We start from the raw sequence: 25803 nt of genomic DNA on the forward strand, positions 1-25803 counted from the left end.
TTTCAAGACGTACCAGTTCGAGAACAACCCTAACGGTAAAATGTTACTCAGTATCCTGTTTGCCACCTCAAAGCAGTATTCTGAATACAATTTGATGGCAGATTTAGAAAAAGTTCCTTCTGGTCGGGTCGAACATACTCTACACGAACTACTCAAATGTCTGCTAGAAGACTATCACAACACCGTTAGCGTACTCGAAGAGCTTAGAATTGCTTGTAAACCAAAACTTAATAGTGCAAAACTAAATTTGAAAGTTCTACTTTAAGTTCTAACGAGGTCTAGATAGTCCTAGTAATCACCCTTACCTGGAATAATGTGCCTAATGCCGCCCCTAGGGTTCTCAACATCGCCTACATAGCGAGGTATTAGGTGTAGGTGTACGTGGTGTATGGTTCGTCCAGCAGCCTCTCCGTCATTAACACCAAGATTAAAGGCATCAGGATGATGCTTTTCAACTATTTCGTCACGGGTTACCTTAGCTAAACCATAAATGGCAGCCAATTCCTCGTCACTTAAATCAAAGAAGGATTCGACATGTCGCTTTGGAATTACTTCCGCATGACCATCGCTCACAGGGTAGTTGTCCCACCTTGCGTAGGCTAAATCGTTTTGTGTTATTACGGAGTGTCGCTCTGGATTTTCGAAATCGCAAAACAAGCATTCTGGTTTACTCATAAATACATAATACCACAAAGTTGCAAGCACGTAATACAAACGTCGTACAATGTACGTTGAGCGACATAGGGTAACAGAGGTGGAAAAGAATATTTTCTAGAAACACCCAATGTCAAGGGCTTGCGTCTACTGCACCCACCTCTGTTAAAAAACATATTATGCCATGTTAGGTTTTTCGCTGACGCAGTTTAGGTAAATATGCTGTGCTGTGTCAATAGTATAAGTAGTTTCGCGGCGATTTGTACTTCCCTACTACTGTTAACTGCGTGGAGTTGTGTGTTGCGGCTGGTGTGGGGAAAAATTCAACTCTGGTTTAACTCCCAAGAAACTCAAGCGAGGTACGATATTCTACTACTATTACAGATGTGAAGCTGATGGTTGTCAGTTTAAGAATAAGAGTGTGCGTGCGAATGTCGCACTGAACTATATGTTCGACTTTCTTGATGACCACCTATTTACTACAAAGGAAAACTATCACTCATATATTGATGACGCGAATGTACGAATTGATCGACAATCGAAAGAACTGCGGAGTAACATTGCGAGCACAACCACTCTGCTAGGTAATAAACAGAAAGAATATGAGAATGCAAAGACATTTGTTAGAAACAATCCTAGTCTTGCGGAGCATTATGATCTCGATGTATTGAAAAAAGATAAAGAGGTTATTGAAGATGAACTCAAGAAACTGAGAACCCAGCTGGAAGAATTAAGGCAGGCAAAACTCACCTACAAGCAATATCTCAAACTATTTGAATCTCTATCTGTTAAATTACGCAAAAGTACCGATATGGCATACTTGGACAAAGTGCTCGGAATTTTCTTCTCGAACTGCACAATCAAAGCGAGCGGAAAAGGCAAACAACAGAGGTATGAAATCACTCATAAATTAAACGAACCCTGGGACGGGTTCGTAAAATCAGGTAATTTCGATCGTGGTCGCCCAAAGGCGAATAACTTTGAACTCCACCTTGAGAGCATATTATTTGCATTAAATCAGTCATGGGACTCATTAAATTATGAAAAGAATACTGCTCCACTCATTGCCTTAATAGATGAGAAAGAAAGCTCCAATCAGATTAAAGGAAAGATATATGCTTACTAGGTATCATTAACCTACAAAGGTTTGAACCAAACTGCGCACATAAGGGGTGTGCTCCTGCAAATCTAAATACATCATAAAATAACTTTACAAATAAATAGAAGTGGGTTATAATATAGTTCAATGGCAGTTGATATATTGAAACCAATACCTTGTTTAGATAAGGCAAGGGAACTTAAATTAGAATATAGGGGTCACCCCATTGACAGTGACCACCCTTTGTTTAGTGAACCACTCGTACCTATTAGTGAATATGGTGTTGATGGTGTTAGTTACTATAGCCAGCCAAATAACGCTACTGTTGACCCTGTAGAGGGAGTAACGCCAAATATATTTGTTAGACGTTCAGTTGCTAAAAAACTTAGGGCTGCTAATGATTTCATTGTTGCACATAAGGGTCTAGCAGCCCTATTTGATGGGCGTATTGAACTGTATGTGCGTGATGGTTTTCGCTCTCCAATTCTGCAAGCCCATCTTCACGATACAGTTATTCCTCGTCTAGTTAGAACTCAGAATCCCGACTGGACTGACGAACAAATAGCGACCAGAGTGAGTCAAGTAATTGCCTACCCTCAGTGGTCACAAGACACTATGCCACCTCACTTTACTGGTGGAGCTGTTGATTTAAGCCTGAGGTCTACCGACACAGGAGAGTTAATTGATACTGCTCATGGTAAGGCACAAGTAGGAAAAGAAGCTATACGTACAGATTTCTTAGAAGAAGTATTAAGAGGTGGTTTGGCTATTGAAGGGCTTGAGAGAGCCTTGAATGCACGAAGAGTGCTTCACAATGTAATGACCTCAGAAGAAGTGGGTGGAGTAAGTATGGAGAATAACCCAACTGAAACTTGGCACTATTCTCTCTACGACCAAATGTGGGGTATCTTAGGGGGTCATGAAGCTGCTTATTATGGCGTCCCGCCTGAAATACCAGAAGAGCTACAGCTCACTGAAATCAAATAACCAAACCTCTACTATTAACAAATCAGGACTGTGGTAGCTTTATAAACTTAGTGGAATTGTCTTATTGCTAAAATAGTAATAGGAAACAAAACAAAAATGAACCAAAACTCACTCGCTAATCTAAAGAAATGGAACAAGGGTCAATCAGGCAACCCTGCTGGTAGAAAACTAGGTAGTAAAAACGTATTTACTGTTGTTCGTGAACTATTAGAACAAGACGCAAGTGAGCAGTTATTAACCAGCAACAACATAGCAAGCCTAACTAATGGAAAACCAACGAGCTACGCCCAAGCTATCGTACTTGCCATGCTTAAAAAAGCTCTTGAGGGCAACGTACAGGTTGTCTGTTGGCTTTCTCAGCAACAAGGGCTAAGTTATGCGTCTGAAACAACTGAAAATGGACTATTCCAATCTTCTAAATTACTGGTTGAAGTCATACCTGCAAAGCAGTCTGCACTGGATTAGCAGAGGCTTAGAGGTCTTGACATAGAAAGCCATAACCTTTATACTGTAGGTATAGTAGACGCCAACCAGAAGACTTAGTAAGACTAGGTTTCCTGCGTGGCGTCTATTTTGATTCTATAGACTACATGCAGTTAGCTTTGGCACATTAGTAGAATGCCCTTACGAGCTTCTTTGGTGGTGAAGACCCTAAAACCCTTCACTGGTCAAAGAAAGACTAGTCGTGTCAGACAGAGGAATAGTTAGAAGTGTAGAGACAGAAGGGCAAAAACAAAAAGAGGACGAGGACGCTTTACTAGAGTTGCTCAAGGCTTTAGAGAGTGTAGATATGGAAAGCCCACTGGCTGAGTTAAACGAAACAACTATTAGCGACAATAATGGTGGTCGTATCCACCTTTAGTATGCTTCACTCTTGAAGTAGAATAAGGGTAATGGAAGACGAAGAAGAAAAGGTAGATATACATAAGCTGAAATATGCTTTATATGTTCGCAAATCTACTGACGACAAAGAACGCCAGCAACGCTCTGTTGGCGACCAGATTGCTGAATGTGAAGAACTAGCAGCAAAACTTGGTGTTAAACTCGCTAAACCTTATTACGAAGATAGTGGCTCTGCAAAAATACCAGATAACCCAAAGCGCAACAGATTCAAAGACTTACTTTCTGACCTACAAGCAGGAAAAGTAGATGGCATTATGGCATGGCACCCAGACCGACTTGCTCGTAATATGCAAGATGGGGGCAAAATCTTTGGCTTAATTGATGATGGCGACATTAAAGACCTCAAGTTCGTAACCCACTATTACACCAATAATGCTAGTGGAAAGATGTTACTAGGTATTTCATTTACATTATCTACCTACTACTCAGCAAATCTATCTGACAATGTGAAACGAGGTCATAAACGAGCCTTTAAGGAAGGTAAGTCATCTGGTACTCCCAAGCATGGCTATATTCGCACAGAAGAAGGCGTGTATGTACCTGATGGCAAAAACTTTGACCTTGTTGTTGAAGCATGGCAACTAAGAAAACGTGGAATGGGCTTGCGTGAGATTGCTGATTACATGAATGAGCAGGGCTATGGACGAATCATTAAAAGCACGAAGGCAAAACGCTTTGGCGAAACAATCACTATGACTTACCAGATTCTTAGTGAAATGTTCAAAGACTCTTTCTATTACGGGATTCTTATTCAGACTAAAAAGACTATTAACCTTTGCGACTCATACGACTTCAAAATCGCAGTAAATGAAGATGACTTTAATGAGGTACAAAGACTTTCAAGAGCTATGCGTTCGCCACTGGTAACTAATAGGCGTAAAACATTCTACCCCTTGAGAGCATTAGTGAAGTGTTCAGCCTGTACTCGTAGCATGACGCCAGGCGCTTCAAAGAGTAGAGTTGGAAAGCGTTATTTATACTATCGCTGTACCAATGATGACTGTACTCGCAAGAAGAAATCCATACGAGCCTTAGTTGTGTTTAACTACATGTACCAATTATTAGAGAATGGCATAGCACTTACAGAAAAAGACTATCAGTATTATCACGATAACCTAACAGGGCAAGCCAATAACAGGCAACTTACTCTTAGAACTGAAATCAACAGCAAAGAAGGCGCACTGAAAGCTACCAAGCGTAGAATTAAAGAAATTGGCTTGAAGATTGTAGACTACAAGCAAGATAGCCCTGTATGGAAAGTAAACAACGAACAGATATTAAAACTGGAAGCCGATAGCAAAGACCTTGCAAACCAGATTACTGAACTCAAGGAAACAATGAAAGACCCAAAGCAAGAGCTACTAAGCATAGAACAATTTTTGAACCTAGCTAAAAACGCTGGTTCTAAACTGAAAGTAGCTAATGAAGTCGCTAAAGACCGTATATGTCGAATAATCTTTTTGAACCTAGTGGTAGATGAGGAAAATGTAGTGTCCTACCAGATGACAAAAGCCTTCTCCAAGCTGGAAAAGGCTCAAAAAGTCTTGAGTGGTCGGGGTACTCGGACTCGAACCGAGGGCCTCCGCGTCCCAAACGCGGCGCGCTAGCCAACTGCGCCATACCCCGAAATCTTGTCTACTTAGACAAGGCGTATTTTATCATAATCTTTTACCTTTGCCTATCAACACTCCTGTCAAATCTTGCTTTCTTATCCAGCCAAACTCTCTACTATCTATACTCAAAGCCTGATTGTCTCCTTCCACCCAAATCCTATCCCCCTCAACCTGCTTAACTCTCTTAATCATCAGGCCTTCAGGACTCTCAAAAACTACTACCCTATCGATCAGCCTCTCTCCTCTGGGCAATAAAAAACTCTGGACAAGTACCAGTCTATCTGGCCTTAAGCTCGGGGACATACTCTCTCCGCGAATTCTTAAAACCCTCAAGCCAATCAATCGGATTAAGCCTGAAGATTATCAATCACCGCTTGATAGCTGTAGCCAGGCTTAGTCTGAGCAAAAGCATGACCTACCCTATCAACAGCCTCGATCAGATTCTGAGCATCCTTGATCTCCATTGTCTTCTTGGCTTGACTAGCTGCCTTGGTCGCCTGCCAAAATAATTGATGCAGATCGGACACAACCTCCAAATGATCTGGCTTGAAGTAGTCAGTCCAAAGCACCCATAGATGATGTTTGACTAGCTCAGCTCTCTCCTCCTTGATCATCACTGCGCGCTGACGAAATATCTCGTCCTCACTGGCTTTATACTTCTCCACTGCGTTATATACAGCCTGAGCCTCAATCCGTGCTTGCGCAGGGTCATAAACTCCACAAAACAAATCACAATGAGCATAAACCTCAGGCACTCTACTACCTATCTGCTCTCCAAAAAAACCAATTAATTTCTTCATATACCCATTGTAGCTTAAATAATCTCAAAACAAAATCTCATCAAAGATCCTACCACGGTAAATAATCTTGCCAAACACTATGATTTATGGTATCTTTGTAAGGTCACAGCTTTTCAATAGTATATCCAAAATTGCATGCCAAAGAAACTTAACCCAAAACAAGATATCATCCTTTTCGTCGGGACAGTTTCCCCGCGATCTAAAGATTACTTTGATCAAGCCGTAAAATCTTTGGAATCTGAATTGAGTAGAAAACTTCATGTAATCTATATAGTCGAGAAACGCAAGCAAGAAAAGTCTAACCTGCCAAGTGATCTTGAAATCATTCGTGTCAACACCTTATCATCTCTCCAACTAGAAAAAGCCCTCTTGCCTATCCAAGATCGCCTCCTGGCAATCACTAGCTACGCCGAAAACAACATTCCCTATCTCCGTAATGTCATCCCCCATGTTCCTTACCTATTGACACCCACTATGGAATCACTCAATTGGGCCAATGACAAGATCTCTATGCGTAGACGTTTTCGTGCTTACAACCCAAAGATTAGCCCAAACTATTCCGTAGTCTATGACACCAAGCCAGAAACTATCAATAGAGTTGTCAAAAAACTCGGATTTCCCTGTATCATCAAGCCATCTGGTCTAGCTGCAAGTGTCCTCGTAACTGTTTGCTATGATCGTGAAGAACTTGAAAAATCACTCAAGCAAGTATTGGGACAAGTCAAACGAGTCTATCGAATCAGAGGCAGATTGACTGAGCCAAAAGTCCTTGTCGAACAATACTTTGAAGGTACGCTTTATTCGACTGATATCTACATCGATGCCTTTGGCAATACCTATCCTACACCACTCACCCATATTACTACTGGTCAAGATGCTGGTCGGGAAGACTTCTATGGATACATTCAACGTACTCCTGCAATCTTGCCAAAACGTAAACAAGATAAAGCCATTGATGTCGCAATACAAGGTGTCCATGCCCTAGGCCTGAGGAACACAATCTCACATGTAGAATTGCTCAAAACAAATCAAGGCTGGAAGTTAGTGGAAATTGGAGCAAGAATGGGTGGATTCCGCAACTATCTCTATGAAAAAGCTTATGGTATTGACCATGGCAAGAATGATTTATTGATTAGAATTGGCAAAAAGCCTAAGATCAAGCAACGAATCATCAGCCATGCTAATGTGATGAAGATGTACCCAAAGACAGAAGGCAAGATCATCAAAATTAGTGGACTAGAAGAAATCCAAAGACTAGAGTCTTATCAGAAGCATGACCAGAATAGCAAAGTCGGCGATGAAGCCCTATTTGCCCTGCATGGTGGCATGAGTGTGATTGATGTCTATCTAGCCAACAAAGATCGCTCCAAGTTGATTGCAGACAATCGTCGCGTAGAAAAGCTCCTTGATATCCAAGTCACAACTCAAAAACTAGACATCAACCAGCTAATCCTAGAAGCTGATCAAAAATCTTTGCCAGTGGTCGAGAATGAACTCCCTACCCTCACCAATGCCAATCAAATCCTGACTGACCGAGAAGAAGAGCAGACTAATAACTCACCGAGCTAATCCTCCCTTAGTCTAGTGCCAAAGATAATCTTACCTGAATACTACAAAGATCTAGTCACTCTTGGCCAAAACCAACGATACATTACCTATAGTGCTAGATATAAAGATCAACAAGTATTTATCAAACATATCAATTCCCCACGACTCAAAAAAAACATCCGTTATGAGATATTTGGACTGGAAGCTTTTCGACAACTTGATAGTTTGATCAAATTCGACTTTAAGGTACCAAAAATCATTGAATATGGATCAGATTACTTAGTCACTAGCTGGGCAGCAGGTCAACCCATCCAATTTGACCCTGATCAATCTGACTTCGATCAAAATATTCGATTTTTTGCTAAGAGCTTTGCCAAGATTGACTATTCTTGCCATCTGGCCAACCCATTGCCAGCAACCTTTAGTACCAAAACCAAAAATATCTACTCCAGCACCAGGCAACTCCACAAGAAATTACTATCTACCAACTACCCACAGTATTTTGATCCAAAATTGATTGACCAAGCATTTGATTACTTTAGTATCAACTCCGGCTTATTAGAAGCCAGGTTGACTCATGCCGACTTTACCCCAAATAATGTCTTGGAGTTTCACAACAAAAAGACTTTGATTGATTATGAATCTGTTAGTCTCCGCTGGCCTAGATTTTATGATCTGACCAACTTTACTTACAATAGAATGATTTTACATCCAAATCTTACGCCAGGATGCACAAAAATGATCTACCAATATTTCAAATATAATAAATCAACTGACCTAGAAAACGCCATACCCCAGCTCAACATGTCTGCCCTAATCAGGGGATTAGCGATTATCTGGGAGCTCTCATCTAACCCCAACGCCAATCATAATACCGAATATGATCTATCCCAACCAACTGCTGACCGTATATCTACTAGCTTAATGCATATCTTGAAGGATCGACCATTCTTTGAAGCATTCTAGTTATTAAGAATCTAGTGCCAGCTATGCATCCACTAGATTTACCATGGTCTATCAATAAATAATAAAGATTACCTCCTGGGTACTACTGCTAATAAGTAGCGCATACCACTAGCTCCGGGTACCTCTCTATGTAAAGTTTTATTGTCATGTATAGTCACCTGACCTGATAAGGCATTAGATTTTCATAGACAGCACCCCTTGCCCTAAACAATCCAGCACGAACTATTCTGGCAGCTCCATCGCAAATCCGTTCTCTTTGTGTCTCATCTGAATAGGGGAACAAGCTGCCTAATAATCACTTTGCAAACATAGTACAAGTACTATGTCCATCATTTTAATAGATAGCCAAGAACCACCTTCTTGTAGATTCTGACACTGGCTCTTCGCAGTGTAAGGTATTTGTATCAAATTGAACTATCTGGTTAGGTTCTGGTCTCGATCTACGAAATAGGTTACTTCTTATTACATGCAAAAAGTATCTATCTAACTCTTCATGAATGACTCCATAAGGTGTATCTGGTCGATTACAAATAGTGGCTTTTACTTCATCAGTGAGACCCTCTAGGTACTCTTGGCCATGGAACAAAATAGGACGTTGGCGAAGTATTACTAACCGAATATATTCTTGGTAATAATTCTACCCTCTTCGAAGGTTTTTGCCCAACATAATGATCCATATGTGGCAAACCGGATCCAAGTGTCTCGCCTTTTCCTAGATCACCAACCCTAAATTTAATTCTAGCATTATAACTGGTATTAAGTCCTCTTTCTCGTTATCTATTATCTTTAATATCTACCCCCAATACGAGACTAGCCAGATCACTCAATTAATTACTTCTAATCCTTGATAGTTGAATTCTGTTGCCTGATATTACCCAAGACAGTGTACCGGGATCAAAAGTTAAACTATATCTAGCACTAGTACCAATTTCCGTGCCTATTGACCGAAAGGTGTCTTCTGGATTTACTCCTTCAAGAGATCTATCCGTAAAGACAGGGTCGGTAAAACAAAAATCTTCAGGTTCTTCATGGCGTCGCATCAATCTATGCATAATATTTATATCAACACCTTATCAAATCTAGTATATAGCATTACTGTATTCATTACTTTCATTCTTAATATATTCCTTAGCTGGTGATCTATGTGATATTTACATCTTATATATACAATATTTATCAAAGATTGTCAAATGAAGCGTCCTCAAGAGCTATGAACTATAGGCTGGTTTGCTCACTATACGTTAATCCAGAATATTGTTATACTTTTTGAGTAGCAGTATCATAACCTCAAAGGAGCTAAATGCCGACCAAATCATCAAGAATACTAGAAGAAGAAATTTTAAAAAAATACAATAATGATCTTATCAGAATCAATAATGCTCTTGAAAAAATTCTCTTGACCCAATCTAATCCTAGTCAAAACATCAAACTAGCACCAAATACGCCAGTGATTGCCAATGTCTCAAATGTCTCCAAGGTATTCAACAAGGGTAAGGCAAATCAAGTCCAAGCGCTTGACAACCTCAGCTTTGAGCTTCACGACCAAGAAATAGTTGCTCTAGTCGGTGCCAGTGGTAGTGGCAAATCAACCTTGCTCAATCTGATAGCTGGCCTAGAAAAACCAACCAATGGCTCTGTGAGAGTCAATGGAGATGATATCGCAACCATGAGCGACAAGCAACTATCGGAATTTCGTTCGCATACTATCGGTTTCGTTTTCCAATTCTTCTACCTCCAACCCTTTTTGACCCTGGAAAAGAATATCCAAGTACCATTGATGTTTGCTGGTGTTCGTGACAAAAATGAACGACAAAGACGTAGCGATGAGCTAATAGAGCTCGTAGGCTTATCTGATCGCAAGACCCATCTACCCAAGGAACTCTCTGGCGGGCAAATGCAACGTGTAGCGATAGCTAGAGCCCTGATCAACAAGCCAAAGATTGTGATCGCAGATGAACCCACTGGCAATTTAGATAGCAAGAATGCCGAATCGGTAATGCATCTTCTGGATAACATTCGGACCAGATATAATAGTTCTGTACTAGTAGTAACACATGATCACAAGATATCTCAGATGGCTGATCGAGTATTAACCCTCGAAGACGGGAGGATAAAATAATGAAAGTCTCAGATTATACCCTGCTAGCTTATACCAAGATTAAGACCCGCAAACTCCGCTCAGTCCTGACAATGATCTCGATGGCAATAGTCTTTACTGGACTCATTACTGCTAGCTTCGCCTACAATGGAGGGCTAAATGCGATGCGTGATGCCTCTCCTGCTAATCTAAAAGATAAATATATACTGGCTCAAGATGATATCAAGGTAATATATGACCCAACTAACCAGCCAGATAACATGAATAACACCTCGCCTAAGACAACAGTTACCGAGCCAAATAGTATCATCAGTAATTTTGGCCAAGAATATGGCATCAAGGCAGTTTATGAGGGATTTGGTACACCAGATGAAGTAATGACTAATGATGAGGTTTCTTGCTATGATGACTCTTCGTGGGCTACCACATGCGTTGATACTACCTATGTAATGAGTGCCAAAATGTTTGAATACTACACTACCAAAGCACTCGATCAATCAGCAGGTGTCTATAATGTATTGGTCAGTGATACCTATGCTCGCTACTTAGCTAAACAAGATTTCAAAGAAGGTGATGATGATTATGCCAAGATGGCAAAACAAACCAAATCAATCCAAGCAGTACTTGGCAATAATTTTGAACTTAAAATCACTGTTGATGCTTATCAGTACCCAGAAGGTCTGCCAATCTCCGCCGAAGATGAGCCTCCAGAACCTGAAACTAGACCGATATCTGTTAATGTAGTAGGTATAGTACCGTCACCCAGTCTGATCAATGAGATTGCTGGCATCTTTAGCTATAATAATGGGCGATCTTCAGGAGTTTATTTCTCAGATCAAAACTACCCAAGCTCTATTAACTTGGCCGAAGTCAAAAATGGTAACTTTGGCTCCTATACACTGTTCCCTGAATTTGACAATATTTCCAATATGCAACGCTATATAGCTGAGCAAAAATGTAATGAGAGTGCCTATTCTGGACCAGACGCCTGTTGGGCTCCTGAAGGGACCAAGCCCTATATCAATTATTTCAACACCTACGATCTGGCCTTTATCGAGACTGGCAAACAAGTATTGAGCTTTGCCAGGATAGTCTTAGGCATCGTAGCAATTGGTGTAGCTTTTAGCATTGCCTCTACTACTAGCAAGGTGATTTTGGACTCTCGTAAAGAAATCGGAGTCTTCCGAGCAATCGGTGCCAAACGTCGACAAATATCTGGCATTTATAATGTCTATATTGCTATGCTTGTGATCTCTGCGCTGATGATTGCCCTAGTAATAGCCAGATTGATTATTGGATTTCTCGATATCAAATATGCTGATAAGCTCTCGACTCAGATTGCTCTATTCAATGCTAGCCCAGATCCGCATGGGCATTTCAGCTTCTTTGGTATTGATTTATATCAGCTACTCTTGATCGGGATATTTGCAATCCTGATCGGACTGATCGGTGCTAGCTTCCCTGTCCTCAGATCACTCAAGAAAGATACTCTTCGCTACTTGCGCGAAGACTAAATAAACACACCTGGCTACCTACCCCTTGACAAGTCATCAAGGTCCCAAATATCGCGGACAGTCCGCGATATTCCGTATCTGATAGATCAGCAAAAGTCGCGGACAGTCCGCGACAAAAAATGTGGTATAGTAATTAGCTTCATAATGATTACCGCGGTGATATTACTAGGCTTAATTTATAACCTAGTAATCCTTTAAACTCTATGGAACAATACAATAAGATGGATAGATTAATAATCAGGCATGGCGTATCAGAAGCCAATAACCGAAACAACTTGGGGACTCTGGCTTTTGCCAGCAAAGAGGCACCTCTGATGCCCGTGGGTATTGAGCAGGCACAAAAACTCGGAGTAATATTGCGTCAAAAGTATCCGGCAGATACACTAGACACTGCTATTGCCTGCTCAGAGCTTTTGCGAGCACAACAAACAGCGCAAGAGGCAGGTTTTAGCCAAATCATACCCTACTCAATACTGAATGAAGTTGAGCATGGCATGGACTTAAAATCCCTACGATCGATGCTTGATAGTGGAGAATTACCTCAATCAGCGCTGGATACTGCAGAAACAATACTCGATAGTCCACCTAGAGAAGGTATAATATTTACACATGGGCTTGTCATTGCTGGTCTCACAAAAGTTCTTGGTCTAAGTCAAAAATATGACCGACTAATACCGCAGTTTTGTGAAGTCCGAGAAATATCATTTGACTAAATTCTTCTTAGCCTAAATAGATACTAACTTATCCGTCTCGAGTAAAAAAGTTGATAAATCTCAATCACCGTAAACTCCACAAGCCTAAATCGTCTAGAATACTTTTCGGAGTAACTTATCTAAATTTGAATTTACTCTAGCTTAGTATTGATAAGCTCAGTAAAGAACTAATCTATAGCCACCCAAAACAAAACCTGTTCGCTTGGGAGTGATAGATTATAGATCTAGAATTGTTGTTATTGTTATATATCATATATATAGATAGGATGAGAAGTAATAGTGATAGTTATGTACCGTAAGATACAGTCAAAGGTATGGGGTTTGTTTTCGGGAGCTATAGTTTTATGTAAAGGACTCCATTCAATTAACAGCTATCCTAGCACATCTAACGCTTGTTTTGTCTTGGTTTGAGTATTGGTTGGTTATCTTCTTTTGCCTTATCATTGGGGGACAAGTATCCTAGAGCTTGATGAGGTCTAGTCTGGTTGTAGAAATCTAGCCAGTCTTGAATAGCTTTGTTTGCTTGATTGAGGCATACCACTGACCTAGTACCTAGTATCTGCCATTTTGACTTAAGTTTTTGATATGCTGATAAATAAATACGACTCGCGATAGACCAGAATCCTGCACCATTAGACGGGGAAACTACAAATAACACTCAACGAGTGGTTATCGCCACAACGTGACAATACAAAAAACTTTGTTGGGCAATTCTAACAGGCTATAATAACATCTCCACAGATGGAAAGAGTCTTCTTGAGGCTCTACGTCTATAATGGTACACCCTGAGGGGCTCGAACCCCCGACCTCGTGGTTCGAAGCCACGCGCTCTATCCAACTGAGCTAAGGGTGCATTTATACTGACTCAACATAGTTTACTAGACTCAATGGTGCGGATGAGAGGACTTGAACCTCCACGCCCAAAAAAGTGGGCACTGGCCCCTCAAGCCAGCGTGTCTACCAATTCCACCACATCCGCATAGAATCGTACACAAGCCTTATTTTAACATAATCTCACATTTTCAGGGAAATAAAATTGCAATACAGCTCTAGATATCAGCCGCCTAGTGTCACAGTTGGTTTTTTGGAGGTTCACTAATTGTCTCATTTTACCTGCAATTTACGAGGTCTTCTGTAACCCTCTTAAACCCGAAGGCCCTATTCTCGTCATCCTCCGAAACCCAGAGGGTTTATGGAGGATACACCTCTGCTGATATTTAGATAATCACTTTATATGAGATACTGAATCTCCCATAAATCTTTGCAGGATTTTGGGAGATGACGGAGTGCGGGTTGTAAGATTTTGGAAGATGACGGGGTAAGAGAGACTTGGAAAGCAAAAATAGATATCCATCCTCCGCTATTCTATAAGATCTGAGGCATATGATCACTCAAGTGACTCATATCATAAGATTTGCGGAGTAACTTATCGAGCTTGACATTTTCAGCTCCAGTCTTGATATAAGGGTTAAGTATCCCCTGAGGATCAAAGATATCCTTGACCTGTTTCATCACCCCATACAGCCTCGCTCCATACAACTCTTTGAGATACTTACCACGAATTAGACCATCATTATGCTCACCAGCCGTACTACCTCCTAGCTTAATCACCATTCGATAAACTTCATCAATAAACTTGAGCATCTGTTCCCGATCAGCTTTACTCCCCAAATCAAAATATGGCTGCATATGAAAATTAGCATCCCCTCCATGCCCCCAAATAGCAATCTTGAGATTGTATTTTTTGAAGAGCTTATTGATCTTGCTGATAAACTCAATCATTTTATCCATTGGAACCACCAAATCCTCGATCACTGGTAAAGCCTTCTTGCGTCCATCCTGCATAGCTAGTACTGCAGCTGCACCATGACGAATCCTCCAGTAATCAGCAGCTTCATCTGAATTCTTTGCCAAACGATACTCCATGCCATATTTCTCTATCTGCTTAATAGCTCGCTTGGCATAATACCTCTGATATCTCTTTGACTTATTATCAAACTCGACCAAAAGCATTAATTCTGGAAACTTCTCTGGCACCAACCCTTGAATATACCTAGGATGTGACTGCTTAAGAACCTCAAGCAAGTTGTGATCTACCACTTCTAATGAACTCGGATTATATTTGCCTAGGGCTAAGATTAGCTTATCTACTTGCTCAATATTCTCACAAAATACAGCAATCAGCTCTGTATCCGGCTGATATGGCTCATGAATAAATTCAATCTCAGTCACCACGGCAAGTGTACCCTGTGAGCCAACAATTAGCTTGGTCATGTCCATTCCACCCTTTTTGTCCATCACGTCCCAAAGATTGTATCCTGCTACATTTTTACTGACATCTGGTCGCGATTTATCAAGCAGCTCTTGGTTGGTCTCAATCAACTCCTTAATCCTTCTATAGATATCACCTTCAAAATCATTCTGATCCAGCTTGGATTTTAATTGGCGCTTGCTTAAGTATCCAAGCTCAACTTTTTGCCCATTACTCAAAACCACTTCTAATGATTTAACATAATCTTTGGTCACCCCATAGCGCATACTCTTCTCACCTGCTGTATTATTGCCTACTGCCCCACCCACAGAAGCAAAATCAATACTAGACGGATAGGGGGGCAAAAACCTCTGATGATGTTGCAATAGCTGTTCAAGTTGCTTGTAGGCCATTCCAGGCTGAACTCTAACTGTTTGTTTGTATAGACCAATCTTACGATTCATGTGAGTTGGCATCACCATTACCACGCCATTGCCGATGGCAGCACCAGATAGATCTGTCCCCTTACCCCGAACGGTCAAAGGTAATTTGTTACCCTCACAGGCTAGATCATAGAGATATCTGATCATCTCAGTAACATCCCGCTTGTTGCGTGGATAAAATACCATTTTTGGCTCAATCTGAAATACGCTACAATCTGTAGAATAATAATCTCTAGTATTCTTACTAGTGGATATCTCTCCACTAACAATATTGTTTAGGTCATTGACAATTTTTTTAAGCATAACTATATACTAACCTTGTCTGTCCACCCAAGCAAGTGCCAAAACCAAGCCAACAAATTCCAATACCTCTTCAATCCAGACGGTAAACCATTGATATAGGTAGCTTTGATAATCCATAGCCCCTCCAATAGCTTCGATCACAATCACTGCCGTCAAATAGCTTGCAATTGCCCCAAAGATCAACCGCTTAGACTTGCTGATATTCAAGAATCGATATCCATATACCAAAAATATTATGACAGCAGGCAGACCAAGAATTATCCAGCTATGATAGAGGATTCCTTTCTCTATCCCAAACCCCGACCTCAAAAGCTCCATAATCAACTCATGCCCGCTAATTGCCTCGTCAAGAGACATCAGTAGCGTGATGATAGAACCGACTAGCCATTCTTTGATTCCATACCTCTGATACAAATCAAATAACCTAGAGGAAATTACTAGCAAGATCACTATAGACAACCATGTAGCAATTGAGAGTTCGGAGTCAAGATTGAAGCGTTGATCAAGCTGCCAAGCAACCCAGTGATCCCAATAATAAGCCAAGGCTTTGATTAGTAAATCTGCCAGGCTGACTAGACAAAAGCCCCAGGCAAAGAATCGCCAATTTAACCTATCCATATAAAAACTTATTAAATATCAAGGTACCTAAGCCAATGTTGATATAATTCCATAGTCACCCTGGTATCCTCAGCGCAGTATTTGGCAATCTCTTGATAGCGACCTTGCCTGTAGTAGCTAGTGACCTCAGAACCATCTATCCCTTCCTTTGAAGTCTTAATCCCAAATCCTTTAGCCCAAAGGTGTAATCCGCCCTTCTTAATCGACATACGATTGAAGGTCAAAGTTTCATAAAGATCAATATGTTTTGGTCGTTTGCCCGAACTACTCATTAGATTGGCACTCGGCCTAATCCCATGAATTGCTGAACGAATCATCAGATAGGGTATATCTAGAGTTCGACCTGCAAAACTGACTACTTTGTCGGCAAGCAAGACTTGGCTCCAAAAACGAATCAAGATCTCAGCCTCTGTCAGCACTTGGGGCTTATAACCTTCAGGGATCGCTACCTGATTAGAGTTATCCTGACTAGGAGCCTGATAATAAACTGCTCCCTTATCTGCCTCAAGGTCCCAAATGGCTAGGGTGATCACTTCCCCAGTCAGTGGAGAAAGTGAAGTCTCTTGCTTAACCCTATCAATCTCTTGCTTCTGTCTGAGTCCACTAAAGCTCTTAGCCCGTTTGGTTAGACTGTCCTGAGTCACCGAATCAAGATCATTAAAATCTTCCCCAGCCATCTCGACATCGAAAATAATAGTTTTTTGCTGATTTGACATATATACTCCTAGTAAAATTTACGATTTAGATTGATCAGTTGAATCCCCCTATCTGTGAAATGATACTCTATCACAGCACCAGGGTCTAGATCACCTCGAGGATCTGCTAAGACCTGCTGGTCAATATCAAGCGTCGAACCAAATCCTTCGATCACATAACGCATCAATTTTGCAATCACACCATGAGTAACAATCAAAATCCGCTTATCTTCATGTAACATATTGATCTCATTAAACAAGCTCAATATCCGCTCAACTATATCCGCAAAACTCTCTCCTCCACTTGGTCGATAATAAAACTCACCCAAGCTCTGTCTTCTAGCAACCTCCTCTGGAAACCTTTGCCTCATTCCTGCTAGAGAATATTGAGCTAAGATACCATAGTCTCTAGGTCTAAGCCTTTGATCTACGTGAGTTGAGAACTGTTGATCAAATCCCTGATCAATCAAACTCAAACTATCAGCACACCGAATCATCGGCGAATAAAAAGCTTGATCGAATGTGTAGCCTTCCTTACCCAGCTGATGTCCTGAGCTAATTGCTTGAGAGATTCCTTGATCGGTCAGAGGAACCTTGAAGTCATCAAGTACCTTGAGCATTCCTGCCTTCGAAGTACGCTGAGCACGCCCCACTAACTGTTCGAGAGTTTCCTCACTCGCAAAACTTCTGACTATTACTAGCTGACTGATCTTCAATCTATAGGCCATATCAGGTATATTATACCAGATAGAATACTATCAAAGCAAAATCAAAACTTATCACTAGGCATCTTGAGTGGCATTATCCTTTCCCCCAAGAGAGGATGCTACCAGTATTGCGTAACGCAATACATTCATGATCGGATCCCCATGGCTACCATGTAGGACTTTTGCATCCACAGCAGAGGTACCGTTTACAATTTGATCAAATAGTATCTGGAATGCTATTGGTGAATTCTTATATTGTTGAGCTATCTCTTTTAACATTTCTTGCCCAAGCGAATCTAATAGCTCAGTATATCTCGGGTCATTTTGTATACTATCCCACAAATCTTTTTCTCCCCTACCGAGCACTCGCCTTAAAAAGTCTCCTCCATAACTAACCCCACTATTATCTATATCCAAGATCGTAAATCTACCTTTTACTACCCCTTCGTCCAAAGCTTGCCATAGATCACCTAGTCCACTGTCCCTGGTGAACCCTACTGCAGTAGCCAAATTGGTCGGAAAATGTAGCAATACTCGCTTAACTAGATTTTTGACAAATCCTGAAAACACTGGATATTCTTGATTGAGCCTCTTGTCACCTGAATGATAACGAGCCAATAATCCTCTAATCCGTTCTAACCTTCTGAGCTCAGCTATGCCAAATCTATATAACATTCTTGGTGGGTCTTGGGCAGTCATTCCTGGAGGATCAGTCAACATCACATCCTGCACCATTAATAAATCTGCCTTAGTCTTATCACCTGCTAGTACCCCGAGCAAAGCCAAAACATTACGTGCACCTTGAGAAGAGCCAATCAAATCAATAGGGCCTTCGGGAATCAATCCTTGATTCCTTGCGTCATTAAACGCATCAAGAATCGATTCGGCAATTGGACCAAAGCTACTTTTTTGCCAGATTTGTCGCCTTTCTTCACGATTCAACCCTTTGGCCTGATCAATACCGGGGTTGCCAATGGCAATAACCTTTCGACCAGTCAAGGCACTGATCAGATTCATTTTAGCTACAAACCATAGGTCTGTTGGGTCATTACCATAATCTACCAGGCTTAGAATTGGAACCTGATCAGACCTTTTGACACTATGCCTCGAACGCATTTCTTGAACTAATCGACCAATATCAAAAGGCAGTCCATTACGATCATCATAATGGAGTACTTCTGGAGCAAGTATTGCACGATTCTTACCGGAACCCCATAGTTTTTTCAAATAATCAACTATGTTAGGCTCTGTTAGTTCGTATCCTCCATACTGAGTGATGCAAAGCCTCTTATCACCAAAATACTCCACTGTAGGCTGGCGAGTTAGCCAGTCTTCCCCTATTTGACTTCCTTCTTCTACTAATCCACTAAGACGGGGTCTTTCTTCTCGATTATTACTCATTTTTAAAATAATACCTAAAATTACTATCTGTATATTATCACAAATACTCAATTTTTGCAAGATAATAATCTATATTACACTATATAAATTGAATTGGTTAGACTTCTAGATAATGATGAAGAGTTGTCGTCAAATACCAGACCAATATCGCCCCGAAGATTAGAAGAAAAGTCTGCCATGTTGCTAACCTACGTGACTCTGTATGATGGATACTAGGTATGATGTCACTAACGGCAATATAGATAAAAAATCCAGCTACTAGGCCAAGCATTGGAGCCTCAACCCCATCTAATCCTCCACCAAACTGATATACCGCTACTGCTGCCAAGGTGGTAGCGAGTGCGCTAAAAGCGTTGATTAGTAAGACTTTACTTCTAGTCATACCCTTATGAAGCATTAAGCCAAAATCGCCTATTTCTTGAGGAATTTCATGCAATGCGACTACCAAGGCTACTACCATACCAGTAGGGCCTGAAACCAAAAAACCTGCACCAATAGCCAGGCCGTCAATAAAATTATGTAAGGTATCTCCGATCACTATCAGACTAATTGCCGGGTCGGCTCCCGGATGATGATCCTTATCATCATGGTCATGATGATGAAACCAGCGAATTGAACGCTCCAATACGAAAAATCCTAAGATACCTATCAGGGCATAGACTAAGGCTCTTTGCCCATCTCCCTCATCTGCTGCTTCACCGAGCAAATCAATAAAAGCTGCAGACAAGAGCGCACCAGCAGCAAAAGGGGTAGCATAATTGGCTAGCAATTTAGCCCGATTTCTGCTTGCCAATAATAAGATCCCACCGATCAGTGATAATAGCCCACCGATCAGTGAAAACACTATAACATTTAGAAGCCCTGACATATTTAGTAATTATAACACGTCATCTTGCAAGGCTACCCCTAGCGTAAAGTACCACCCCAAATTTCTCCAACCCCACTATCACTCTTCAAAGCTCCCTCCCTACTCCGTATTGCGCGGACAGTCCGCGTCCTTCGTAACCTGGCGAAAGGACAAAAGTCGCGGACAGTCCGCGACAATCGCGACAATTCTGAACCTTGGCTTACTTCGATCATGTCATACTCGGTCTTGCCCTTCGGGCAACCCGAAGATGGCGGGGTGAGGGTTGAGGGTTATAAGGTTACGGCATAGGAAGCTGGAAAGATTTGGGAGGCAGGATATCTGGATTAAACCTGGAGCATAATGTGATTTGGGGCTTATAGAATCTTTACTAAAGATAATGTAATACCAAGAAATTATGTAGACTTGGAGTTAATCGTGGAAAAAGTCTTGTGAACCTTTGGGCTGGCGAAGTATAAAATTTTGTAGATTTTAGTTGGCAGGGGAATAGTTGTCCATGAGCAAGGTTATCCCAAAAAAACACACCCCAACCTTTGACTGTATCTTACGGTACATAACTGTCATATTACTTCTCATCCTATCTACATATATGATTTATCACAATAACAACAATTCTAGATCTATAATCTATCACTCCCAAGCGAACAGGTTTTGTTTTGGGCGGCTATAGCGATAATACTGAAAATACAAAAAAATCGAGTTGACAAATGATTTAGTTTCTAATATATTAAGTTTATTATGAAAAACCCAGACCCAACCCTACCCCAAGGCCGTACAGCCTTACTCAGCCAACTAATTGAGAACTTTCAGCAATCCCACCGCTCAATTATCCGAATCAAATCCAAACAAACTACTGGTCTACCTCATGCCCAACGTGCCTTACTCCTGACAGTTGATAGTAAAAATAAAAGTAATATCAAAGAACTGTCCCAAATCCTCGATATCACCCCAGCTGCAATTACCCAACAAGTAGAGATCCTGGTCGAACAAAACTTACTGATAAGAGAAATAGACTCCAATGATCGACGTAATGTAATAGTATCCCTGAGCAAACCAGGCCTAGAACTCGTCAAGAAACTCCAAGCAATCAGACTAGAAAAAATCAAAGGCTATTTTGCCAATATTACTGATCAGCAACTAGATAATTTTGTTGATGTCTTAAAGAAAGTTAATCAAAATATTAGAAAGGATCTATAGAAATGAAAGAAAAACTGTCTCAATCAAAATTGCTTCGCAAATGGGCACCCTTAATCGTCTTGTCTTCGGCTCTAATGATCATCATTATTGATACCACTGTCCTCAATGTCTCCATTCGCAATATGATTACAGATCTCAAGACTACAGTCCAAGGTATTCAATGGGTGATCTCTGCTTACTCCTTGACTATTGCCGCACTGACCGTGACAGGGGGTAGACTAGGAGATCTGTTTGGTCGCAAAAAAATGTTCCAAATAGGAGCAATACTCTTCGCTATTGGTTCAATCGTCACCTCAATTGCCCCAAATATTGGCTGGGTAATCATTGGTAATGCAATCATTGAGGGCATTGGGGCTGCCCTAATGATGCCAGCTACTGCTGCCTTGCTCGTCAATAACTATCAAGGCAAAGATCGAGCAATGGCTTTTGCTATCTGGGGAGCAGTTGCTGCAAGTGCAGCAGCCATCGGTCCGATTCTCGGAGGTTGGCTGACTACTTACTATTCTTGGCGTTGGGCATTTCGAATCAATATTCTTGTAGTTATTGCCCTTTTGATTGGTTCTCGTTATGTCAAAGAGGCAGTCACTAAGATTGAAAAACCAACCCTAGATTTTGGCGGGGTGTTGCTCAGCTCTCTAAGTCTTGTCTCAATAGTCTATGGTCTAATTGAATCTAGTAACTATGGCTGGCTGGTTTCCAAAGCACCTTTTTCTATATTTGGACACAGTGCAACTCCTTTTGGTCTCTCGATTTCAATAATCACAATTATCTTTGGATTGATACTATTAATTGTCTTTGCCTATTACGAGAAAAGGTATGAAGATTCTGGACATACACCCTTGGTATCTCTTGCCTTATTTGCAAACAAACAATTTTCGGCAGGGACTATTACTACTACCCTAATGGCAATGGGTCAAACTGGACTAATATTTGCAATACCGATCTTTTACCAGAGTGTCCTAGGTCTGGATGCACTTGAAACAGGTATCGGACTAATACCAATGTCAATCGCGATTATGATTTCAGCACCTTTCGCACTCAAGCTAACCAAATGGTTAACCCCAAAAAGAATCATTCAGCTAGGATTTATTGTTAGTTGCCTGGGCTTATTAATCCTGATCATGACCCTTGATGCAGTTAGCAGCAGACTAGTATTGGCTCCAGGTTTGTTCATCTATGGTATAGGTCTAGGTTTAGGGTTTAGTCAACTCAACAACTTGACTCTATCTGCTGTTTCCGTGGAACAATCTGGTGAAGCTTCAGGAGTCAGTAATACGCTTAGACAAGTAGGTTCTAGCTTTGGTTCAGCAATTATAGGAGCTGCCTTGATAGCTAGTCTGACTAGCAATATCATCTCTGGTATTGAAGTTAACAAAGTGATTCCCGAATCAGCCAAACAATCTATTGTCGAGCAAATTCAAGCAGCTGGATCCAATATAGAATTTGCCAGCCCTCTAGATCCCAGTACTACGCCTCCTCAGATTACCAAAGAAATTACTACATTGACTCACCAGTCAACTGTTCAAGGCAATCGCTTAGCGCTAGAATTGACTATGCTATTCACTCTGATCGCCCTGATATCCAGTAGCCTACTCCCCAATATTCACAATCTAGAGACTGGAAAACCTGCCATCGAACAGCCGGCCAATGCGCACTAGCAAGCATCAAGACTATTGACATTATTATGTTAGCAGCTAACATAATACTAGACACTAAATAACAAGAAAGGATAGTACACAAAATGAAGAATAATTTTCTAAGTAAGATATCTTGGAATTTTGCAAGTAAATATCGTCTAACATTAATAATCTGGTTTGGACTATTGATCTTTGGTTTTGCAAGCTACTCGACTCTGCTCAAAAAAGAAGGCTTCCCCCCAATCAATCTGCCAATTGGTGCCGTTCAGGGTACTTATTTTGTCAATGATTCCACCAAGGTAGATACTGAAATCACCCAGCCAATCGCAAAAGCCCTGGAACCAATAGACAGCATTGATAATTATCAAGCTTCTACAGGCGCAAATTTCTACTCTATCTTTATTACGTTTAATGAAGAGACAAAAGTAGAGGATGGTGTCAGAGAAGTTCAGGCAGCTCTAAATGCAATTAAGTTGCCAACAGGAGCTACTAGCAATGTTGCTAGTTTCGATCCCTCCAAATTTGACAACAAATACAATCTATTGCTTGCAGTCTATGACAAACAAGACTCTAACTATCAAGATCTAGCAATCAAAGCTACACAAGTTGCAGAAGAGTTGGCTGGAGCAGATGAGATTGTTGCTGCTCAAGCAGTACCAGTATTAGAAACGGTTATAAATCCTGCCGATGGTCAATCTATTGAGAAACAAACTACTATCAACAAGATTGCAATTAATCAAGATGGAGAGACTACATTCTACCCAGCAGTTAATGTTGGCGTGGTCAAGGCTGAGGGGTTTGATGATCTAGAGCTCTCAAATGCTGTCGAGAATGTACTAGGGGATATTGATAATAATTCCCAAATTAAAACCAAGATCACTGCCGATTTTGCCACTACTATAAATCAACAAATTGCTTCTTTGCAAAGTAGCTTACTCTGGGGACTTTTTGCGGTGATCGTTGTGACTCTACTCTTGATTAGCTGGAGAGCAGCCCTTGTAATCTCACTATTTATCCCCACCGTCCTAGCTGGAACTTTTGCTGGATTATACACTATGGGGATCACCCTCAATACCATTACCCTATTTGCCGTAATCCTAACACTGGGGCTTTTTGTCGATGACGCAACCATCATAGTTGAGGCAATTGATGCTCACAGAAAAGATAGCAAAAAAAGTCGAGAGATTATCCAAAAAGCAATTACACGTGTCGGAATAGCTTCAATAGCCGGTACCCTCACCACTATCCTTGTCTTTGCTCCGATGTTGTTTATCAGTGGTATACTAGGTAGCTTTATCAGACTTTTACCAGTGACGGTTATTCTCTCTCTTGGCTTATCTCTAGTCATATCGGTAACCTTGGTGCCTTTTCTAGCGAGACCTATTATTCTAGCAGGGTCTAATCGTGCAAAATTACTCGACAAACTCAGCCTCTTAGTACCAGTAGAAAAATTTCTGGCTGGCAAACTTTCCAAGCTGCCTCTACTCAACCGTGACAAACCAAAACGTGGCAGACTGGTGACCCTCGCAATGGTCTCACTAAGTATCCTTGCCGTATTTGGAGCTGGAATATTTGCTGGAAAACTACCTATGGATGTTTTCCCTCAAAGCAAAGATAGTGATATTTTGCAAGCAACTGTTGAATTTGCCCCTGGTACCACAATAGAACAAGCTGAAAAAATCACTGACAAACTTGATGCCAATATCATTACTGCAATTGGTGAAGAGCTGACCAATGTTAGCTACCTGTCTGCAAATGAAAGAAACGCTAGCCTCGAAATTGGCCTGACCAGCTACAACGAACGCAAGCCAACCAGCCACCAGTTGATTGAACGACTGGAGAATACTGGACTTGATATTGATGGCGCGACTATTCAGTATTCTCAAAGAGATGCCGGTCCAGGTGCTGAAGAGTTTCCTTTTCAAATGAGGATCTATGGTCAAGATATCACCCTACTTGATTCTGCTGCAACCGAGATCTCAAACTTCATTGATGAGCAAGAGTTCCAAATCAACGGCCAAGACTTGAATGTAGCTGAGGTAACAATAGACGAAGATGGCTCAATCAACCGTACCGAACAAGGTAGATTCATCACAATTCTAGCGAGGTTTAGTAACCCTGACCTAAGTTCTCCTGCTATAATCGATCTAGAACAAGCTGTCAAGGATCAGTTCAATGAAGCCAAGCTTAAGGAGATAGGGCTACACCAAGACTCCTTAGATTTTGATGTTAGTCAAGAGAGCGAGAATACTGATAGCTTCAATTCAATTGGAGTTGGGCTAGTAATTGCCCTAATCATGATGTACTTCTTGTTGGTCATGCTCTACAACTCATTCCTGCTACCTATTTTGATTTTTACTGCCATACCATTTAGCTTATTTGGTGTATTCTTTGGCTTGACTGTTACAGATAATTCTCTAAGCTTCTTTGTGATGCTAGGACTACTTGGACTAATCGGTATAGTCGTCAATAATACTATCTTATTGACTGAATATGCTGAACAGGAAAGAGCTGGTGGTGCCGACCGTTGGACTGCAATTAGCAATGCCGTAAGGGATCGCTTCAGACCACTAGTTACCACTACCTCAACAACAGTATTTGCCTTGATGCCACTCGCAATTAGTGATCCGTTTTGGCAAGCCTTGGCCTATACGCTAATATTTGGGATGCTATCTAGTACAATTCTAATTATCCTTGCCTTCCCCTACTATTATCTTCTTGTCGCAAGAATTCGCGAATGGAAAGATAGGGTTTTGCCTGGTCTCAGATGAGCCTATCTAGAAATCAACTG

At 41.1% G+C, this 25803-nt stretch carries 24 protein-coding genes, 3 tRNA genes and 1 pseudogene; 14 read left to right on the forward strand and 14 right to left on the reverse strand.

Translation table 11 applies throughout. The annotated features are described in order from the left end of the window. On the forward strand, positions 1 to 265 hold a 265-nt coding region (locus tag KA531_00550), incomplete at its 5' end, for a hypothetical protein (GenBank protein ID MBP6005385.1). 23 nt (positions 266 to 288) lie between these two features. Here the strand turns inward: KA531_00550 and KA531_00555 are convergent. Continuing rightward, positions 289 to 675 carry an HIT family protein gene (locus tag KA531_00555; GenBank protein ID MBP6005386.1) on the reverse strand — a complete coding sequence of 129 codons (387 nt, stop codon included), beginning with the start codon at positions 673 to 675 and terminating at the stop codon, positions 289 to 291. Positions 676 to 949: 274 nt separating this feature from the next. Here KA531_00555 and KA531_00560 point away from each other — a divergent pair, with 274 nt between their 5' ends. The 5 genes and pseudogenes from KA531_00560 (at position 950) to KA531_00580 (ending at position 4128) form a co-directional block, all read left to right on the forward strand. Next, positions 950 to 1780, forward strand: coding sequence for a hypothetical protein (locus KA531_00560; GenBank protein ID MBP6005387.1), 831 nt, complete (start codon positions 950 to 952; stop codon positions 1778 to 1780). Positions 1781 to 1900: 120 nt separating this feature from the next. Continuing rightward, on the forward strand, positions 1901 to 2740 hold the full coding sequence (locus KA531_00565) for a hypothetical protein (GenBank protein MBP6005388.1): 840 nt from the start codon (positions 1901 to 1903) through the stop codon (positions 2738 to 2740). 96 nt (positions 2741 to 2836) lie between these two features. Beyond that, positions 2837 to 3205, forward strand: coding sequence for a hypothetical protein (locus tag KA531_00570; GenBank protein MBP6005389.1), 369 nt, complete (start codon positions 2837 to 2839; stop codon positions 3203 to 3205). 220 nt (positions 3206 to 3425) lie between these two features. Then, positions 3426 to 3602, forward strand: a complete 177-nt coding sequence (locus tag KA531_00575) for a hypothetical protein (protein ID MBP6005390.1) — start codon at positions 3426 to 3428, stop codon at positions 3600 to 3602. Between the two features lie 31 nt (positions 3603 to 3633). Next, a pseudogene (locus KA531_00580) lies at positions 3634 to 4128 on the forward strand (recombinase family protein). 1064 nt (positions 4129 to 5192) lie between these two features. Here the strand turns inward: KA531_00580 and KA531_00585 are convergent. The 3 genes from KA531_00585 to sodN form a co-directional block, all read right to left on the reverse strand. Continuing rightward, positions 5193 to 5269, reverse strand: a tRNA-Pro gene (locus KA531_00585). Positions 5270 to 5301: 32 nt separating this feature from the next. Then, complete coding sequence (locus KA531_00590) at positions 5302 to 5559, reverse strand: hypothetical protein (protein ID MBP6005391.1); 258 nt, start codon at positions 5557 to 5559, stop codon at positions 5302 to 5304. A gap of 44 nt (positions 5560 to 5603) precedes the next feature. Then, complete coding sequence (gene sodN / locus KA531_00595; protein MBP6005392.1) at positions 5604 to 6056, reverse strand: superoxide dismutase, Ni; 453 nt, start codon at positions 6054 to 6056, stop codon at positions 5604 to 5606. A gap of 135 nt (positions 6057 to 6191) precedes the next feature. Between sodN and KA531_00600 the strand changes: the two genes are divergently transcribed. After that, positions 6192 to 7625 carry an ATP-grasp domain-containing protein gene (locus tag KA531_00600; GenBank protein ID MBP6005393.1) on the forward strand — a complete coding sequence of 478 codons (1434 nt, stop codon included), beginning with the start codon at positions 6192 to 6194 and terminating at the stop codon, positions 7623 to 7625. Between the two features lie 15 nt (positions 7626 to 7640). Then, a complete protein-coding gene (locus tag KA531_00605) occupies positions 7641 to 8570 on the forward strand; it encodes a hypothetical protein (protein ID MBP6005394.1) in 930 nt (309 codons plus the stop codon). An 827-nt stretch (positions 8571 to 9397) separates the two neighbouring features. Here the strand turns inward: KA531_00605 and KA531_00610 are convergent. Beyond that, positions 9398 to 9610 carry a hypothetical protein gene (locus tag KA531_00610; protein ID MBP6005395.1) on the reverse strand — a complete coding sequence of 71 codons (213 nt, stop codon included), beginning with the start codon at positions 9608 to 9610 and terminating at the stop codon, positions 9398 to 9400. A 260-nt stretch (positions 9611 to 9870) separates the two neighbouring features. Here KA531_00610 and KA531_00615 point away from each other — a divergent pair, with 260 nt between their 5' ends. From KA531_00615 to KA531_00625, 3 genes are all read left to right on the forward strand, one after another. Beyond that, positions 9871 to 10689 (forward strand): ABC transporter ATP-binding protein, encoded by an 819-nt coding sequence (locus tag KA531_00615; GenBank protein ID MBP6005396.1) that lies wholly within the window; start codon positions 9871 to 9873, stop codon positions 10687 to 10689. Further along, a complete protein-coding gene (locus KA531_00620; GenBank protein MBP6005397.1) occupies positions 10689 to 12182 on the forward strand; it encodes an ABC transporter permease in 1494 nt (497 codons plus the stop codon). Before KA531_00615 ends, KA531_00620 begins: the two co-directional genes overlap by 1 nt. A 221-nt stretch (positions 12183 to 12403) precedes the next feature. Continuing rightward, positions 12404 to 12895, forward strand: a complete 492-nt coding sequence (locus KA531_00625) for a histidine phosphatase family protein (protein ID MBP6005398.1) — start codon at positions 12404 to 12406, stop codon at positions 12893 to 12895. 385 nt (positions 12896 to 13280) lie between these two features. Here KA531_00625 and KA531_00630 read toward each other — a convergent pair whose 3' ends face one another. The 9 genes from KA531_00630 to KA531_00670 form a co-directional block, all read right to left on the reverse strand. After that, positions 13281 to 13553, reverse strand: coding sequence for an integrase core domain-containing protein (locus KA531_00630; protein MBP6005399.1), 273 nt, complete (start codon positions 13551 to 13553; stop codon positions 13281 to 13283). A 118-nt stretch (positions 13554 to 13671) separates the two neighbouring features. Continuing rightward, positions 13672 to 13748, reverse strand: a tRNA-Arg gene (locus tag KA531_00635). Positions 13749 to 13783: 35 nt separating this feature from the next. After that, positions 13784 to 13874, reverse strand: a tRNA-Leu gene (locus KA531_00640). Positions 13875 to 14260: 386 nt separating this feature from the next. Next, positions 14261 to 15892 (reverse strand): FAD-binding oxidoreductase, encoded by a 1632-nt coding sequence (locus tag KA531_00645; GenBank protein MBP6005400.1) that lies wholly within the window; start codon positions 15890 to 15892, stop codon positions 14261 to 14263. 9 nt (positions 15893 to 15901) lie between these two features. Beyond that, positions 15902 to 16510 (reverse strand): hypothetical protein, encoded by a 609-nt coding sequence (locus KA531_00650; GenBank protein ID MBP6005401.1) that lies wholly within the window; start codon positions 16508 to 16510, stop codon positions 15902 to 15904. 11 nt (positions 16511 to 16521) lie between these two features. Then, positions 16522 to 17226: a ribonuclease H-like domain-containing protein gene (locus KA531_00655; GenBank protein ID MBP6005402.1), complete on the reverse strand. Its 705-nt coding sequence runs from the start codon at positions 17224 to 17226 to the stop codon at positions 16522 to 16524. Between the two features lie 8 nt (positions 17227 to 17234). After that, positions 17235 to 17933, reverse strand: coding sequence for a histidine phosphatase family protein (locus tag KA531_00660; GenBank protein MBP6005403.1), 699 nt, complete (start codon positions 17931 to 17933; stop codon positions 17235 to 17237). A 54-nt stretch (positions 17934 to 17987) separates the two neighbouring features. Next, on the reverse strand, positions 17988 to 19313 hold the full coding sequence (locus KA531_00665) for a hypothetical protein (GenBank protein ID MBP6005404.1): 1326 nt from the start codon (positions 19311 to 19313) through the stop codon (positions 17988 to 17990). A gap of 97 nt (positions 19314 to 19410) precedes the next feature. Further along, positions 19411 to 20181 (reverse strand): ZIP family metal transporter, encoded by a 771-nt coding sequence (locus tag KA531_00670; protein ID MBP6005405.1) that lies wholly within the window; start codon positions 20179 to 20181, stop codon positions 19411 to 19413. Positions 20182 to 20916: 735 nt separating this feature from the next. Between KA531_00670 and KA531_00675 the strand changes: the two genes are divergently transcribed. From KA531_00675 to KA531_00685, 3 genes are all read left to right on the forward strand, one after another. Continuing rightward, complete coding sequence (locus KA531_00675; GenBank protein MBP6005406.1) at positions 20917 to 21375, forward strand: MarR family transcriptional regulator; 459 nt, start codon at positions 20917 to 20919, stop codon at positions 21373 to 21375. Between the two features lie 2 nt (positions 21376 to 21377). Then, on the forward strand, positions 21378 to 23033 hold the full coding sequence (locus KA531_00680; GenBank protein MBP6005407.1) for an MFS transporter: 1656 nt from the start codon (positions 21378 to 21380) through the stop codon (positions 23031 to 23033). Between the two features lie 83 nt (positions 23034 to 23116). Then, positions 23117 to 25783 (forward strand): efflux RND transporter permease subunit, encoded by a 2667-nt coding sequence (locus KA531_00685; GenBank protein ID MBP6005408.1) that lies wholly within the window; start codon positions 23117 to 23119, stop codon positions 25781 to 25783. The last annotated feature ends 20 nt before the right edge of the window (positions 25784 to 25803 follow it).

The organism is Candidatus Saccharibacteria bacterium, assembly GCA_017983775.1.
In the GTDB taxonomy this organism is placed as follows: Bacteria; Patescibacteriota; Saccharimonadia; order JAGOAT01; family JAGOAT01; genus JAGOAT01.

Coding starts and splice junctions, on each gene's coding strand:
- KA531_00670 (MBP6005405.1), bottom strand. CDS start 20,181: ATGTCAGGGCTTCTAAATGTTATAGTGTTTTCACTGATCGGTGGGCTA.
- KA531_00620 (MBP6005397.1), top strand. CDS start 10,689: ATGAAAGTCTCAGATTATACCCTGCTAGCTTATACCAAGATTAAGACC.
- sodN (MBP6005392.1), bottom strand. CDS start 6,056: ATGAAGAAATTAATTGGTTTTTTTGGAGAGCAGATAGGTAGTAGAGTG.
- KA531_00625 (MBP6005398.1), top strand. CDS start 12,404: ATGGATAGATTAATAATCAGGCATGGCGTATCAGAAGCCAATAACCGA.
- KA531_00650 (MBP6005401.1), bottom strand. CDS start 16,510: ATGGATAGGTTAAATTGGCGATTCTTTGCCTGGGGCTTTTGTCTAGTC.
- KA531_00555 (MBP6005386.1), bottom strand. CDS start 675: ATGAGTAAACCAGAATGCTTGTTTTGCGATTTCGAAAATCCAGAGCGA.
- KA531_00665 (MBP6005404.1), bottom strand. CDS start 19,313: ATGAGTAATAATCGAGAAGAAAGACCCCGTCTTAGTGGATTAGTAGAA.
- KA531_00675 (MBP6005406.1), top strand. CDS start 20,917: ATGAAAAACCCAGACCCAACCCTACCCCAAGGCCGTACAGCCTTACTC.
- KA531_00660 (MBP6005403.1), bottom strand. CDS start 17,933: ATGGCCTATAGATTGAAGATCAGTCAGCTAGTAATAGTCAGAAGTTTT.
- KA531_00615 (MBP6005396.1), top strand. CDS start 9,871: ATGCCGACCAAATCATCAAGAATACTAGAAGAAGAAATTTTAAAAAAA.
- KA531_00655 (MBP6005402.1), bottom strand. CDS start 17,226: ATGTCAAATCAGCAAAAAACTATTATTTTCGATGTCGAGATGGCTGGG.
- KA531_00600 (MBP6005393.1), top strand. CDS start 6,192: ATGCCAAAGAAACTTAACCCAAAACAAGATATCATCCTTTTCGTCGGG.
- KA531_00590 (MBP6005391.1), bottom strand. CDS start 5,559: ATGTCCCCGAGCTTAAGGCCAGATAGACTGGTACTTGTCCAGAGTTTT.
- KA531_00610 (MBP6005395.1), bottom strand. CDS start 9,610: ATGCGACGCCATGAAGAACCTGAAGATTTTTGTTTTACCGACCCTGTC.
- KA531_00685 (MBP6005408.1), top strand. CDS start 23,117: ATGAAGAATAATTTTCTAAGTAAGATATCTTGGAATTTTGCAAGTAAA.
- KA531_00680 (MBP6005407.1), top strand. CDS start 21,378: ATGAAAGAAAAACTGTCTCAATCAAAATTGCTTCGCAAATGGGCACCC.
- KA531_00565 (MBP6005388.1), top strand. CDS start 1,901: ATGGCAGTTGATATATTGAAACCAATACCTTGTTTAGATAAGGCAAGG.
- KA531_00570 (MBP6005389.1), top strand. CDS start 2,837: ATGAACCAAAACTCACTCGCTAATCTAAAGAAATGGAACAAGGGTCAA.
- KA531_00645 (MBP6005400.1), bottom strand. CDS start 15,892: ATGCTTAAAAAAATTGTCAATGACCTAAACAATATTGTTAGTGGAGAG.